Consider the following 14,430-nt stretch of genomic DNA (forward strand, 5'->3'; position numbering starts at 1 on the left):
TCAGGCCTCCCTTGGCCTGTCGAGCTCGGTGCCCGGAAAATATCGCAGTTCATACGGATCAGATTGTGTGACGAGGCCTGAGAAGCTCGGTGAGAGCAGAACGCGGCAGATGTGATCGTCTTGGTTGAGGATCCCGGCTTCCCTCATGAGCCTAAACAGGATCTGGCGGAGTTTTTCTCGGGTCGAGGTGCTGATGGCTTCAAGCTCTGGCTCCCACTCTGCCTTGGCCGCGTAGAAGGCGTCGAAATCATCATAGGTGATATGGGTGCGGAAACTCAGGAAACGCTCGGACAGAAGTTCGACGGCGAATTCCCCGATGAACCGATAGCCCCTACACAATGCTAGCCATAGAACCGAAAGTTGATCCGCATGGTCGCCATGACAAAGCAGATCGATTTCATCTGCCTTGAGGACCTCGAGGCGGTTGGCGATCTCCCGGACAGAGCGGGTTACCGAGGATTTTTTGCGGAACGGTATGACGCCTTGCTCGCCCGCAGCTTTCTTGACCGCTGTCCAATCGCCGAGCTCCTGATAGAGGCGCGCGATGGCAATACTCTCGTTAAGGAAGAGACCGCCAGTGCCAAAAGACATACGATATTTTGTGCCGCTCGTCTTTCGAATCATCACTTGGCGCCTATCGCGTTCTGAGCTGCCATGTGGTCGACATTCAAAAGTACAATTTGTTGATCTTGGGGCCGCCGAGCGGAAGGGTCTGTATCTAGCCCCAGTCGTTTGAGAGCGTAGTAAAGAAGCGCTCGCTTGACGGAGATCGTCGTCCTGCCCCGGTCCATCGCATAATCGAGTTCGATCGCTTTGCGTTGACCAGCGCTCAGGTCGGGATGCGGTGCGATGATAAGATCAACTTTACAATGCCAATCCGTATCTAACGAAGCTTCCGTATCGGAAGGCCTACTGCCGCGCGCTTCTCCGATGCGCGACAAGACAAAGTCTTTGAACTTATCGCTTTTGGCGCAATGTGCTCTGGCGTGCCATCTGAACCCGTCGAACGCCAGGGCATGCGGCGCGATCCAGCGCCAGGACGGATCGGGAGAAGACATAGATTGATATAGGACCTCGAGAGCCTCTTTGCGCTTGATCGCCGTCACAACTCCTCTGAGAATCGATGCAGACACCCCGCGCGCGGGTGTTGGCGCGCAAGAAAAACCTGGCACGCTGCCGATCCAAGCCTCGTTTGGCATAATGATCCCGTCAGCTATCGATCGGATCTGGGAAAGATACCGCGTGGCATCAGGCTTGTGGAAGATGGGCTTGAAGGAAGAACTTCGGACATAGGTCCGGGCGCTTTTGTCATAGACCATATTGGTCTCGGCCAGACCCAGATATCTGTTGAGATCGGCTGAAGCCTGATTGATCGAAACACCGAATGTCTCAATGATATCGCTTCGGTTTACGTGACCATCCCAGAACAACCGGAATTCAATGAATTCCAGCCTGCTCTCGACGCCTCGACGTAATCCCAAATCACTGTCCATGCTTGGAATCCCCAACAGACTCTAGAATGACTAGTTTCTGTATGGGCACACCTACTGGGCGTACGCGGAAGTTGCAATGCCGGGATTCGCGGTGACGATCTCAGGCAGTTCGGTGACCCTATCGCAAGCTGCGCAGCATCCCAAAGGTTGATTGCGATAACCCCACAACAGCTCTGAACCGTCGCGGCCCTCCTAAACTCATTGTAAATTCAAGTAGTTCTCCACCTTCTCGATAGTCCTTCTACGCGGCCTGCGACCAGCGCGTAGGTCAAGCACGAAGCGCGGATCGCCAACCGCGCGACGACCGAACCGTGTCGCCGACATGTGCGATTCCTTCAAATGACGCTCAATGCGATCCAGCAATTTCATGGCCTTCCTCGACTCACTCAGCACTTGTGTTCCTGCTTTGTTCTTATTAGGAAGGTTCCATCGAGTCTAGGAGATTTCCTTCTCTCCTGAGGCCGTTAGAAGGAACGACACGATGGAACATGTCAGAGAGGAGCTTGATCGCTTGATCCAGCAGCGACGACTCGGATATTCCTCGATCTCGCGGATGATCGGACGAAACTCGTCCTACATTCAGCAGTTCATCAAGCGCGGCTCGCCGCGCAAGCTGGACGATGATGACCGGCGCACGCTTGCCAGCTTCTTCGGGGTCGACGAGCAAGTGCTTGGCGGACCGCCTGCACCTATGCGTGATGGGTTGATCGAAATACCCGTGCTCAATGTCGATGCATCGGCAGGCTTTGGAGCGATTGCCGAAAGCGAGACTGCCCACACTCGCTTCGGTTTCGACGAACGCTGGCTTGCCCGGCTGACCCGGGCAAAGAGCGCCAGTCTCTCGATCATCCACGTCTTGGGCGACTCCATGGAGCCAACACTCAGCGATGGCGACGAGGTGCTCGTCGATGCGTCGGACCAGGGTTCGCGGCTACGCGACGGTATCTACGTCCTGCGCGCCGACGATGCGCTGGTGGTCAAACGCGTGACGCTCAAGCCCGGTGGCCGCAAGATCACCATCAGCAGCGATAATTCGGCCTATCCCAGCTGGGACGATGTCGACCGGTCCGAGATCCAGGTGGTCGGCCGCGTCATCTGGTTCGGGCGCGCGGTCTGATCCCACCGGTTCAGAAACCGGCGAAGCGCGCGCGATGCTTGGCGACAAAGTCCGGCCGTGGGTGATCCCTCGGATCGACCGGAAGCCTGATCTTCTGTCCTGAGGGCGGGAAGAGCTTCAACAGGTCGGACGGCACCTTGTTGTGCGATACGAGCAGGCACAGGTTGTCGTCGAATGTGATGAGATGTCGGTCGAACAGCCAATGGGCCGTAGCCGAGAGTGCCACGCCGTTGGGTACGACGTCGGGTCCGCCATCGGCGACGGACCAGATATGGGCCGCCTGTGCTTCGGCTTTCCCGCCACCATTGATGATCCGCAATCCCGTGACGGCGCAGGTGCTGTCATAAGCGTCAAGAACCTGATTGCGGAAACTGGCGGCCCGGATTTTCTTGTTCACCAGGATCTGCTCGATCCGGCGTTCGCCAAAATCATCGGCAAGGAGCGCGGCGGTTGCATCGTCGATGTACCGCTCGTCGAGCTCGAGCCTGATCCGGTTGTCAGGGTCGAGCGTCTCGCTCAAGCCCTGATTGACGATGGCAACGAAATCATCACCATCGAGTGTGCGTACCGATTTGCCGCGCAGCGTCCTTCCGGCATCGCCAGGACGGGCCATCTCGCGCAGGAAGCGTTCGGCGAAGCGTCCGTCGTTGTCGCGGTAGGAGACCGCATCATCGAAGGGTAGATAGTCCCTGACGCGCGCATAGTAATGGGTTGGATCAGCCTCATCGGGATCGATCCGCTCAACGAAAGCCGTCGCGATGTAGGCCATCCGGCCGCCCGATACGCGGGTTTCGCGGTAAAGGATCCAGTCGTTCTCGAGCTGGCGAGCCTGAGGAAGATATTGCGAGGGGAAATGATACCGCTCGGTGATGAGGTCGTCGTAGCGCGAATTGCCGCTGATCTCGAAAACACCCTTCACCGGCAACGCTCCGCACTTCTCTCGAAAACGTATCGTGCCTGGTAACGCTGAAATCGTCCAGGCTGTCGGTGATCAAATGCCGATTTCGAAAGGCTTTACCCTTTCCTTTGTGAGTTCGGGTTTGTCACTTGCAGGCGAAGCGCTGCCGACATCCTTGTCTTGCGAAAGGCCTTTGGCAGCTGCGGCTTTGAGCCTTTGCGTTACTTCGAGGGCCGATGCTTTCTCGCCGCTGTTGGACTTGATAGCCCGGCCGAGTTTCTCGGCATTATCTGCAATCAGCGTAAGGCCGTCGCGAAGCCGGGTGACCGTGACCAGGAAGGTCTGCCGATTGGCGAGATTGCGTTCGCGGCTGTCCATCACTGCGATCCCGCGATCCGAGGTCAGTCCCTGCGCCATATGCGCATTGAGGGCATAGGCGAGGTCCATGCGTTTGAGCATGGGGTCGCCGCGGCTCATGCGGAGCTCCTTCCCCGCTGATGTCTCCACCAAGACGCCCTTTGTGTCGATGGCCACGATCCTCGCGCGGTCGGCGTTGAACAGCCCACGCTTGTGGTCGTTGTCGGTCCAACGGATCTTGTCACCCTCAATGATGGACAGCGATTTGCGTTCGAAGAGCGACAGCCGACTATCGTCTGCGCCTGGCCGCAAGCGCGCGGGATTGAACCTGCGAAGCGCCCCCTTCCTGTCCTCAAGCACGAGCTGTTTGCGCGCATGGTCGATGGTTTTGACGATGTAGTCGCCCTTGGAGAACTTCTGAGTGCTGTCGCGCGAGCGAAAGTTGAGGACCATGCCCGGCTGATATGCGCGAAGGTATCGCAACTCCTCGCGTGTCACATTTACCCGCGAATGAACGCTCAGCCGGCCCGATCGTGGGCCGAGCTCGCCGTTGGCCTTGAGTCCGCGCTGGACAGCCTCGTTAACCGCAGACCGTAAGGCCCGTCCCGACGCGTAGATCGACGTGCGATCTCGATCCGCCGGGCTGAGCGAAAGCCATTGCTCGGCAGCAACAATCGCACTGTCCCCGCGAGCCTCGATGGTTGAAGGCGCAAGAGCCTGGAGCGCATCGTCGATGCGTCCCTCCTGCGCGGCGGCCTGGGCTCGCCGCAGGACGGGATCGCGGCCGCGCAAATTCACATCCATGTTGGCGCGCTCGATCCCGGCCTGTTGGACGAGGTCGAAGGGCTTACCGGCGTCGACGGCGCCCAGCTGTCGCTTGTCGCCGACGAGAACCAGACGATGGACTTCGGCTAGGTTTGCCAGCCGTACCAGCTTGGCCTTGTCCTCGTTAGACACCATCGAGGTCTCGTCGAGCACCAGGACATGGTCTCCGAGCGCGCTCCGAGCCTCACTCAGCAACGTGGCATTTCCCGGCTCGTGCAGAAGCCTGCCCCATTGCGCGAGAAAGCGGGCGATGGTCATCGAACGGATGCCGGTGTCGCGCTCGAGCATCTGGACGAGCGTGTTCTGCACCGCGAGCCCCAGCACCTGCTTGCCTTCCTCGCGGAACAGCTGGGCGACCGGCGTCATTACGCTGCTCTTGCCCGCCCCGGCTATGCCCTGGATCGCTACGATCCGGTCACGCGATGAGAGCACAAGGCTCGCCGCATTCTCCTGTCCTTCGTTGAGCGAAATTCCGTGGTTGAGCGCGGCAACAGCCTGAACCCGTTCTGCGGCGACCGATCGATCCAGGATGGGCGACACCGCGCCACGTCCCTGGTCGACATTCGCGAGAATGGTGCTTTCAAGGTCCAGCGCCTCCCGGCTCGCGAGCCAGCCTTTGTGTTCGCCATTACCGGGCTCGAGTGCACCGTTTCTGACCAGTGCGTTTACGCGGGTTTCGACGTGGTCCACCGTCGTCGGAAGCCCAAAATCGAGCGCCGCTTTCAGCAATCCCTCACGGGGGAAGGCTGCCTCGCGCTGCGAGAGATGACGCACCGCGGAAGCAACGGCCTGCGCTGCCGCAATGGTCGGTGCATCTTGCTTGAGGACATGGGCAGGGATCAGGGGATCCGCCGGATCGCCCTTGATCCGCCGCGCGAACTCTCTCAGCTTCGCAATTCCACGCTGCAGAAGGCTCCCTTCTTTGGAGCTGGGAATGTCCTTCGTTGCAGCCCGCATCTGCGACGCATCGATCAAACCGGCAAGGTCAATCCCGACTTCCTGGGCTTTCTGCCGCCAAGCATCGAGAAGGCCTTCCCGGTCCCTGACGAGCGCCTTGCTTTTCCTCGTATCGAGCACAGCAATGTCGCGGGTTTTCGGGGTGTTCTCACCCAGCTGGCGTACCGTCTCGAGGACTTCTTCGCGCCGCGTTGAAAAGGCCATGACCTGCTCGCGGGCAATGCCCGCTGCTTCGAAGTTGCCATGCTTTCCAACCGGCCCGGCCTCGTAGCCCATCTTCTCGACCGCCAGACGAAAGCGCGCCATGGTCATCGAGTTGAGCAGGGTGTTGAACGACCAAAGCTTGTCATTGCGAAGCGCGCGCCACTTCCCGTCGCTGCCTTGCGTGACATTTGCCACGACCGCATGAAAATGCAGGTTCGGCTCCTGGTTGCGGTTGGTGTCGTGCTGGAAAAGACCAATCGTCAGATTATCTGTCGCGACCTTCCCGTAGCCAGCCAGACTGCCCATCCGGGTCTGCGCCGCGTTCTTTTCTGCCCAGCGCAAGGTCTCGGTGACGGCCTCGCGATAGGCATCGATAATCCGGTGGTCGCCGCCCACCAGCGCGAGAAGAGACCAGCTCTTCGGGAGTGAGAATGTGAGGTCGGTTCCAGGCCTGTTGGCCTGGCCCGCATTGCCGACCTGGATACCGCCGGGGAGTTCTCCCCGCAGCAAGGCATCGAACTGCTCGGCGCTGATGCGGCCCTCAAGGCCAAGTCGTTCCGCTCCCTTCCCGACCCAGGTTCCGGAACGATCGGCATCGGCGCCGGTGTAGTAATTGTCTGCCGCGAAATAGCTCGCAGCAGCCGAAGGGGAGCGCACATTGGCGACGGAAAGCATCCTGTCTGGTCCTCGTCACGGCTCCCCTCGCGGCCAGGTAATCCCTCCCCATTTGCCTTTCACATGTCGGGCTCGAACTCGCCGAAATCCTTTTCCGGAGGATCTGCGACCGCACCTTCACGCAGGTCTTTTTCGACCGGTGTGAGAGGCTGGCGACCGTTATCCGCCGCACGGCCTCGTGGGGTCGAACCGCCCTTTCCACCTGCCTTATCGCCGGCGGTTCCTGGTTCGCACGGAAGCTGTTCCGCGCCCGTTGCTGGTGCATCCTCACCGGTTCGCACGGCGGCGAGAGGTAGCGTTGGACCCGCATCCAGATGAGCATCTGAGCGGGCTATTGCCCCTAAATCACCAGCAGCGCGCCCTGCGTCCAGCTTCTCATGCTGGACAGGCTCCTGCCGATCCTGCCGTTCATCGGCGACACGGCGCTGTCCTTCCAGGTCGAGTTTGAGCTGCTTTGAATCGACAGGCTTACCGGCACCGTCGTCGTTCGACGCAGGATGCCCATCACTCGGTTTCGAACCCGGTTTTGCCTGGAGCGTCGTCGCCGCAGGACCCTGGCCAGGCTGTGTGAGCGGCTTATCGCGGGCGATGAAACCCTCGGTGATACGACCACGCGTGCGCGGAATGAGCGATACCGGCGCAGCGGGGAATCCGTCGGGAAACTTGATGTAGGCCGACAGTCGCGGAAGGTTCATGAACTGGTCGGGCAGGAGCAACGGCTCGATCTGCCGCCTGGGCGTCAGGCTGACTGCATCGCGCGCATTGTTGTACCCGTAGCTGTAGCCCTCTTCCATGTCGCGCACCTGCCGGTGACCGATGAAATCGGAGCACCAGGTCGCCGTTTCGCGATCGGCCGTCGCCAGGATGAGCTTGGTGCGCGCAAGCGAGGACAATGTCATAGCCATGTTCTCGCCGTAGACTTCTTTGAGCTTGGCAAACGCATGCACCCCGGTGACGATCGCACCGCCGAAGTTGCGCGCGGTTTGCAGCCCCTTTTCGAGGGCCGGTAGTCGGTGAAGGGCGCCGAGTTCGTCGATCAGAAACCACATCCGCAGGTCCTGTGTGCGCTCGAGCGTCATCAGCGTATTCATCGCCGTGTCGAGCCACAGCGTCAGCAATTGCGAGGAGATGCTCATGTCGACATAGCGGGCAGAGAGGAACAGGATCGAGCCCGCCTGGCAGTCGCCTTTGACCCAGTCGCGGACCGAAAAGCGCGGTCCGGATGAGGGCAAAAGCTTGAGCACTTTCGCATTTGCATTGAACACAGCGCGAATCGATTCCGCCATGCGGGCCGCTTCCGGAGCGGTCAGCGGATCGGCCATGGTGCCGCGCATCAGCTTGTGCACTTCGGACAGGTCAGCGGTCATCAGCCGCCGTGCCAAGGCCTCGTTGGTTGCCGTGCCGGTACGGGCAAGATGAAGACACATCTCGACGAACAGCATGCGCGCCGCGAGCACCCAGAACTGTTCGGAACCACCCCCGTCATGGGGCACGAGTGCTTCAGCGGCGGCATGAAACTCAGCTTCCGTCGTACAGTCGTTGAACACGCTCCACAGCGGACACCGAACATCGACAGGATTGAGAATGATGTCGCGCGCGGGATCGTAGAAGGCTTCGATAAAGGCCCCTGTCAGGTCGAAAATGACCGCGCGCTGGCCGCGTTCACGTGCTTCTGCAACAAGTTCGGTAAGCGCCACGGTCTTGCCGGTTCCGGTCGTGCCAATGAGCATGGTGTGGCTTTGCTCGAGCCGCCACGGCCAGCTCACGCCAGCGAGATGTGCAGGTTGATAATGGCCCGCTTCGGCGAGCGCCGACGAGCTCGCAAGCCGCCACTTCCAGCCGAACTTGCGTCCCAATTCCTCGGCCCGGAATACCTTGTTGTGACGCTCGATTTCTTCTTCGAGTTCGTCGAGCGAAACAAGCATTGCGCCGCGCTCATGCTTGCGCTCTTTCGACCGCCCGCCAAAGCGCTCGGCGAACCACCAGAAGAACACGAAGGCCGGGATGAGCAGTACGGCTGAGACCAGCAATCCCTGCTTAACTGCCGTACGAAACGCCTCGACTGCCTCGCGCATCGGCGGGAACTCGCGAACGATGCCAAACGGCAGGCCGACCCTTTCGCCGTCAAGCAATTCAAGGTTGACCAGTTTGGCCGGATCGAACTCCATGAAGGCATAGAGACTGGCGTAGATGTGCATCCAGACCAGGTAGATCTGGTGATCACTCAGAGCCGACCGCACTTCCCAATAGCAGGTGCCGACCGCAACAAGACCTGTGACAATCAAAGGACCCTTCAGCCCCGCTGCAAACATGAAACCGAAGTGGCCGAGCAGTTGGCTCCCGCGGGTGAAGTTTAGGAGATTATGCTTCATGGGAATGGCCTCCCATGTTTGCGGTGACGGGGAGGCCAAGACGCTCGAGGCGTCGCCGGTACGCCTCGTGAGTACGGTCGCGCAAACTCGCGTCAGAATGGCTGGCCAGAAGCGCATCGAGCGCCACCGAAATGAAGATTGCCTGGCGCGCGGGATCGAGCCCTGCGGGGCGTTCTTTCGCCTCGTTATCGCGCTGCCACGCTGCAACAATGAGGTCACGAATAAAGACGCTGACACTGACGCCATGGTCCGCGGCACACTGGCGAACCCAGTTACCAACGGAGAGAGATACGAATGTCTGAAGCCGATCTTGTCGGGTCATGAAACAGGTTCCTTGTCGGGCCGACGGAACCTGGCTCACCTTGCGGAAGGTGCTGATGAGAATAAATCGTGAACAACTCGCAGTCAATCGAAAGATTCAGACGATGTTTCAGAGTGATAGGGAGATGTGAGTTGTCTGCGGATCAGCGCAAAGCCGCTCAACTCGCAGACGGGTTGATTCCGCCCAAAACCACATTCTTCAGCAATAACAGAGAGATAAATCCCGAAATCGCGGGGTAGGGTGTGCTCCCTTGTTCCCAAGTGCGCGAGGTGGTCCAGGCAGTGAGGGGGATTGATCAAGGACGACCTTTCCCGACCTCCACGTTGGAGCGCGAGCAACCAGGCCTGGCAGCTGATCGCGTGCAGATAGAAAGCAGTTCGACGCCTCCCGCCAAAGACAGCACCTGCGAAAAAGGCAGCGGCCAAGGGCGCGTGGGAAGCAAGGCAAACGGGGCATGTCGCGTGCCCAGCTTCCCGCCGCCCGACCCGTTGCCGGTTCGCAAGTGCGCGCGGGGCCCAAGAACACATTACGCCGCACCCTCAGGAGCGCATCGCAAGATGCGCGGGACAGAGTGCGTCCACAGCCCCGCTCCATTTGTCGGGCGCCGCCGCATTGCGGTGGGCGACCGTCAGAGCAAGCGACCGAACCGGATTCTTGTGCTTGATTGGACTACCCGGCGAACAAGAAAAAAGGGCCGGAACCGTTCCCGGTTCCCGCCCTGTCGATAGTCTCAGAACTCGTCGAGCATGCCGCCGTGAATCGTGTGGACCACCCGCGCTGCGAGATGTGCTGGCAAGATGTTGTAGTCACCCTCGTCGAGGGCGAAGTACCCGAGTTCGTCATCCTCGATAACGTGCTGATCGAAGAAGCTGTGCAGTGCTCTCTTCTCGGCTGTTTCCAGAGCCTCGAAATAGCTCCGGGACGCAACGGCGCAATGCATTGAATAAGCCATGATAATCCTCCTGATTTCTGTCGTGAGACGACAGGAGGTGCGCGATGGTCTTGTGCATCCCGGGTCAGGGATCGCCCGAATGGGCGACCGCGATAGCGGCGGTGGGGGTAACGATTTTGTTCGCTGCCGGATGCAATTCGGTGGCGGGCAAAATGGTGGGGCCCCGCCGTCCTTGAGGCGGGAGGCGCAAGGCCATCATGCTGGGAGAACCGTGAGCAAGAACCCACCACCTCCGCCCAATATCAAACATCTGCTGCGTGCGAATTGCCTTTCCTACACCCCGGAGACGCGGGCATAGAAACAACCGGGGAGCAGATCCGAGGGGGATAAATGGACAAGAAACATGCCCCGAAACAGGAGCGCGATTGCAGCCCTGCAAAAGCTCGAAGCGGACCGCGAGGCGCTCGACGCCAAACAACGCGAACTTGAAGTGCAAGCGGCCAGAGAACTCGGCGAAATCATCCTGGGAAGCGGCCTCGAAAGCTTCTCGAAGAAGGGCCTGAGGAAGGTTGCCGAAGAACTCGGGAAACTCGGCGAGGATGCCGCGATCGAGAAACTGACGGCGCGCGGTTCAACCCGTGCTTCGAATGCAGCGCCGGGAACCCAGTAACCACAGAAGAAGAGGCCCTACCGCTTGCGGCAGGGCCTCTTCGTAAGGGGACGTTCGGGATCGATGTCAGTCGATCTCGGGAGCATCCTTGTTGTCGTCGTTCTCGCCCGAGCCGTTGCCGCGCGAGAGGAAGTCGACCTTGTCTGCGAGGATCTCGGTGCCGTAGCGCGTGACCCCGTCCTTGTCTTCCCACTGGGTGTAGTGGATGCGGCCCTGGACCGATACCAGCTGGCCTTTGGAGCAGTACTGGCCGACGGTCTTGGCAAGGCCATTGAAGCAGGTCACCCGGTGGAACTCGCTTTCCTTGGCGGTGTAGCCGTTCTCGTCCTTGTAGGTCTTGCCGTCCTTGTCGCGTGCGGGGCGATCGGTGACGACGGTGATCCCGGTGACATTGGTGCCGCCCTTGGTTTCGCGGGTGTCGGGATCGCGGGCGATGCGGCCAGTGAGGATTGCGATATTGGTCATGATGTAAGTCCTTCAGTTCCTCAAACCGGAGACCATCTCCGGCTTGCGAACATCCAGAAGAAGCAGGGCATGGGAGGACTGCACCGGAGGCCTGAAAGGCCGAAGGGAAACCTGTTCATGACGGGTGGTGCGGGCAGGCAGCGCAGCTGCCAACACGGCCGGAAAGGAACGGGTTGCTGTCCTCAGCTGACCTGGTTCAGGACTGTTCGCGAAGAAAGCCGGATGGGTATCGGGTGCGGTTCTGAAGGTGCCGTGACCGGCACTTCCAATCAGGCTTCGCCTTCGCCTTCCGATGCCGCCAGCAGATCCATGAAGTTGCGGGCTGCTTCCCGATCTTCTTCGTTCTCGAACGCCACATCGAGATCGGGGGCGGACCCGAACATCTGCAAGAACGACCACAGTGCAAAGCGCTTACCCCGGTCCTCCTCAAGACCGAGATCGACCCGGCAGTGCTCGATGCCGGCCGCAAAGGTGTCGGGAGCAACCCCGGAGAGGTCGGTGGTGGCAAAGTAGCGCTGCAGCAGATCGTCAAGTTGCATGACCGGTCCATAGTCGGGTCGGTGCCGAATGCACATCCAGGCATTTCGGATATGGATGACGAAGGGTCCCTCAGGACCCGGGAGAGGTGCCCAAGGGGCCGCGACGATCGACCACGGTGATCCGTCGTACCTTGGCATCGATCACCAGCCGTTCGGTCACGCCATTGCCCGGAAAGGCGACAACGTAACGCGGATTGAGCGAAAGCATCTGCTCGTTGCGCTTGAACCCGGCGCGCGCACCAAGCCGACGATCGAGCGAGTAAGTCAGCTGCTGGACTTCGCGGCGTTCGGCCCAGCTCGCGGCCAGGCGGTCGGCACCCTTGCCGTCACCGCCGTGGACCAGGAAGAGATCGGGGACTACATCGCGAACCTTGTCGAGCGTCGCCCAGATATTGTCGGCATAGACACGCGCATTCTCGGCGCTCTCGAAGCTCTGGCGACCACCGGCAAAGACGATTGGAGTGCCTTCCGGGATAAAGGCGTGACGCCGGTTCTCGGCGCGTGCACGAAGGAAATCGCGGGCATCGATCACCGCCGAGGTAAGGTTCCGCGAATGACTCGTGCGCGAGCCCGAAACGGGCTTCCAAGAGGAACCGGTCTCGTCGCGGTATAATGCTGCCGCAGCCTCGCGCATCTGCTCGAAGGCCAGCATGCTGGCTTCGGCGGCCTGCGCGCGTTCGACCTGCTCTTCGAGATTGCTCGAATGCACTTCGGATCCATCGGCGGATGCGAGCAGGGCCCGGATCTCGTCGCTGGCCCGGTCAAGCTGAGCCGACTTCCGGCTGGCAGCACGGTGAAAGAGATTGACCACGCCCCAGGCAATGTCCTCAGCATCGGCCTCCAGGGCCGTGTCGGAAAACATCGCGAAAAGGTCGGACCATACGGCGCCAAGCGTCTGGTCGATCGCGTCCTGGCAGGGAAAGTCGGTCTCGTTGAAGGGGGCTGGCCTGATGCTGAGACCTGAAAGGTCGAGGCCGTTCAATTGGTCGATGAAGCTGTCGTACATGGGGTGTCTCCTGATCGCGGGGACAAAGAGAGGAGGCACCATTGCCTCGGTCCCGTCCGCCGGAGCCCGATCAGGGCCGGTAAATGGGGCAAGACGCACCGCGCAGCGGGAAACCTGCGGCCCTAGGCAGGCGCGGGCAACACGGGCCGACGGGCCGCAGGTTGCGGCGCGCCCCGACCGGCCCAAGGGCCTCTCCCGGCGGACAGGGATGAGGCAGAATCAGGACCCGGTGGCGCAAGCGGATCGGGAGCGCTCGAAGATCGCTTCGCCATTCGAGAACCGACCGACCATGCACAGTTCACCGAACAGGTCGATGAACCGTCCCGACACCTGGCCAAGCCAGTGCCCTGCCCTAGCCGTTCGTGGGTTGTAGAAGTCGTGCTCCCAGTACCGGGCATCGGCGCGTTCAGCGAGCCAGATCGCGGCAAGGCCGCAATAGATCGATATGCCGCAATCGGCGAAGGCGTTTCGCAGGAGGATACGGTCCTCGCGGCCGCGCCATCCATCGAAGCGCTCGAAGGAAGGGAAGGCTGCCTTCGTGGTATCGATGATCTCGTCAACGAGGCACTCGTAGGCCCAGTCGACATCGTCCTCTTCGCCGTCATCAAGCGAGCGAAAGGCCACCACGGAGCCGGTCGGATAGCTGACAGATCGTCCCATATCCGGTCCCCTGTTCATGCCGCATCAGCGAGATCGAAATCGCTCTCGCTTTCACGGGATTCGTGACCCCCAAGGTCAAGTAACAGGCAGGCCGCTTCCTCGGCCTTGGCCGCAGCGGTGAGGATCGCGCGCTCGTCCGATTTGAGGATCTTGAGCCAGGATGCGATGTAGCTGGCGTGATGGTCGAGATGGGTGACCGGAAGGCCCAGTTCTGCTCCAAGAATGGCCGAGGAAAGCTCGGCGATCAGTTCTTCGGCAGCATAGGCATCGCTGCCAAATCGGTTCTTGAGATCGCGATCGAGCCGCGAGGAATGCCCCGTCCAGTGCGACAGCTCGTGTGCGAGCGTCGCATAGTATTGGTCGTAGGCGTCGAAGAGTTCGGCTGGCGGCATGGTGACCCGGTCGCGCAGCGGTTCGTAATATGCCTGCGCACCGTGGTGACGTAGGTCTGCGCCGATATGGGCAAAGAAGGCATCAAGGCGGTCTTCGCGTCCTTCGGGCTCAAGCGCGGCAATGAGTGGCTTGGGATGATAGAACTCGGGGAGGCCGTCGCACTGATCCGCGTTGAACACGGAATAGGCCTTGAGCACGCGCCGGTTCTCGGTGTCAGCTTCGCCGCCGGCGGTCTCGACCTCCTTGGTATAGCTCTTGTAAAAAATCGCGATGGTCGACTTCTCACCCTTGCGGACCTGTCCGCCGAGCTTCTGGCACTGGCGATAGGTCATCCAGTAGGGCGAGCCGTAGCCACAGCCGTCGGCCACCATCCACAACCAGAACGTGTTCATGCCGCGATAGGGCGTCCCGCAGGAGCGCAAGGGCCGCAAGACTGGCCCGCCGCGCCACGGCTTTACCCAGGGCTTTGTTCCCTGCTCGAGCTTCTCAATAATTGCGGCAGTGATGCGCTGGGCTGGCGAAGTCGATGCAGTGCGGCGGGACTTGGTCATGGGAGGTCTCCTGATCGCCGGGACGGAGATGCCC

General features: G+C 60.5%; 15 protein-coding genes. 2 read left to right on the plus strand and 13 right to left on the minus strand.

The features are described 5' to 3' along the window. From G410_RS0110430 to G410_RS18200, 3 genes are all read right to left on the minus strand, one after another. Window positions 1-624 (minus strand): DUF1819 family protein, encoded by a 624-nt coding sequence (locus G410_RS0110430; RefSeq protein WP_022673603.1) that lies wholly within the window; start codon window positions 622-624, stop codon window positions 1-3. Next, window positions 624-1,493: a BrxR family helix-turn-helix transcriptional regulator gene (locus G410_RS0110435; RefSeq protein WP_022673604.1), complete on the minus strand. Its 870-nt coding sequence runs from the start codon at window positions 1,491-1,493 to the stop codon at window positions 624-626. The genes G410_RS0110430 and G410_RS0110435 overlap by 1 nt, the downstream gene beginning before the upstream one ends. 198 nt (window positions 1,494-1,691) lie before the next feature. Next, complete coding sequence (locus G410_RS18200) at window positions 1,692-1,862, minus strand: hypothetical protein (RefSeq protein WP_211215014.1); 171 nt, start codon at window positions 1,860-1,862, stop codon at window positions 1,692-1,694. A gap of 112 nt (window positions 1,863-1,974) precedes the next feature. On the opposite strand from G410_RS18200, the gene G410_RS0110440 reads away from it, so the two are divergent. Beyond that, a complete protein-coding gene (locus G410_RS0110440) occupies window positions 1,975-2,610 on the plus strand; it encodes a S24 family peptidase (protein ID WP_006832465.1) in 636 nt (211 codons plus the stop codon). A 10-nt stretch (window positions 2,611-2,620) separates the two neighbouring features. On the opposite strand, the gene G410_RS0110445 is transcribed toward G410_RS0110440, so the two are convergent. The 5 genes from G410_RS0110445 to G410_RS0110465 form a co-directional block, all read right to left on the minus strand. Beyond that, window positions 2,621-3,529, minus strand: a complete 909-nt coding sequence (locus tag G410_RS0110445; RefSeq protein ID WP_028971349.1) for an HNH endonuclease — start codon at window positions 3,527-3,529, stop codon at window positions 2,621-2,623. Window positions 3,530-3,601: 72 nt separating this feature from the next. Further along, window positions 3,602-6,526, minus strand: a complete 2,925-nt coding sequence (gene mobF / locus G410_RS0110450) for a MobF family relaxase (RefSeq protein WP_022673606.1) — start codon at window positions 6,524-6,526, stop codon at window positions 3,602-3,604. 59 nt (window positions 6,527-6,585) lie between these two features. Beyond that, complete coding sequence (locus G410_RS0110455) at window positions 6,586-8,898, minus strand: type IV secretion system DNA-binding domain-containing protein (RefSeq protein WP_022673607.1); 2,313 nt, start codon at window positions 8,896-8,898, stop codon at window positions 6,586-6,588. Then, entirely contained in the window at window positions 8,888-9,220 is a 333-nt protein-coding gene (locus tag G410_RS17745) for a hypothetical protein (RefSeq protein WP_084489130.1), read from the minus strand. Before G410_RS17745 ends, G410_RS0110455 begins: the two co-directional genes overlap by 11 nt. A gap of 730 nt (window positions 9,221-9,950) precedes the next feature. Next, on the minus strand, window positions 9,951-10,172 hold the full coding sequence (locus tag G410_RS0110465) for a hypothetical protein (RefSeq protein WP_028971350.1): 222 nt from the start codon (window positions 10,170-10,172) through the stop codon (window positions 9,951-9,953). A gap of 343 nt (window positions 10,173-10,515) precedes the next feature. Here G410_RS0110465 and G410_RS0110470 point away from each other — a divergent pair, with 343 nt between their 5' ends. Then, on the plus strand, window positions 10,516-10,782 hold the full coding sequence (locus G410_RS0110470; protein ID WP_022673609.1) for a DUF6437 family protein: 267 nt from the start codon (window positions 10,516-10,518) through the stop codon (window positions 10,780-10,782). Between the two features lie 66 nt (window positions 10,783-10,848). Here the strand turns inward: G410_RS0110470 and G410_RS0110475 are convergent, their stop codons facing one another. From G410_RS0110475 to G410_RS0110495, 5 genes are all read right to left on the minus strand, one after another. Continuing rightward, entirely contained in the window at window positions 10,849-11,247 is a 399-nt protein-coding gene (locus tag G410_RS0110475; protein WP_022673610.1) for a single-stranded DNA-binding protein, read from the minus strand. 269 nt (window positions 11,248-11,516) lie between these two features. Continuing rightward, window positions 11,517-11,786 carry a hypothetical protein gene (locus tag G410_RS0110480; protein ID WP_022673611.1) on the minus strand — a complete coding sequence of 90 codons (270 nt, stop codon included), beginning with the start codon at window positions 11,784-11,786 and terminating at the stop codon, window positions 11,517-11,519. 70 nt (window positions 11,787-11,856) lie between these two features. After that, window positions 11,857-12,792, minus strand: coding sequence for a DUF2493 domain-containing protein (locus G410_RS0110485; RefSeq protein WP_022673612.1), 936 nt, complete (start codon window positions 12,790-12,792; stop codon window positions 11,857-11,859). 219 nt (window positions 12,793-13,011) lie between these two features. Further along, window positions 13,012-13,452 carry a hypothetical protein gene (locus G410_RS0110490; RefSeq protein ID WP_022673613.1) on the minus strand — a complete coding sequence of 147 codons (441 nt, stop codon included), beginning with the start codon at window positions 13,450-13,452 and terminating at the stop codon, window positions 13,012-13,014. 14 nt (window positions 13,453-13,466) lie between these two features. Further along, a complete protein-coding gene (locus G410_RS0110495; RefSeq protein WP_022673614.1) occupies window positions 13,467-14,396 on the minus strand; it encodes an ArdC family protein in 930 nt (309 codons plus the stop codon). Window positions 14,397-14,430 lie beyond the last annotated feature (34 nt).

Origin of the sequence: Novosphingopyxis baekryungensis DSM 16222 (assembly GCF_000420305.1) — a bacterium.
GTDB classification, from domain to species: domain Bacteria; phylum Pseudomonadota; class Alphaproteobacteria; order Sphingomonadales; family Sphingomonadaceae; genus Novosphingopyxis; species Novosphingopyxis baekryungensis.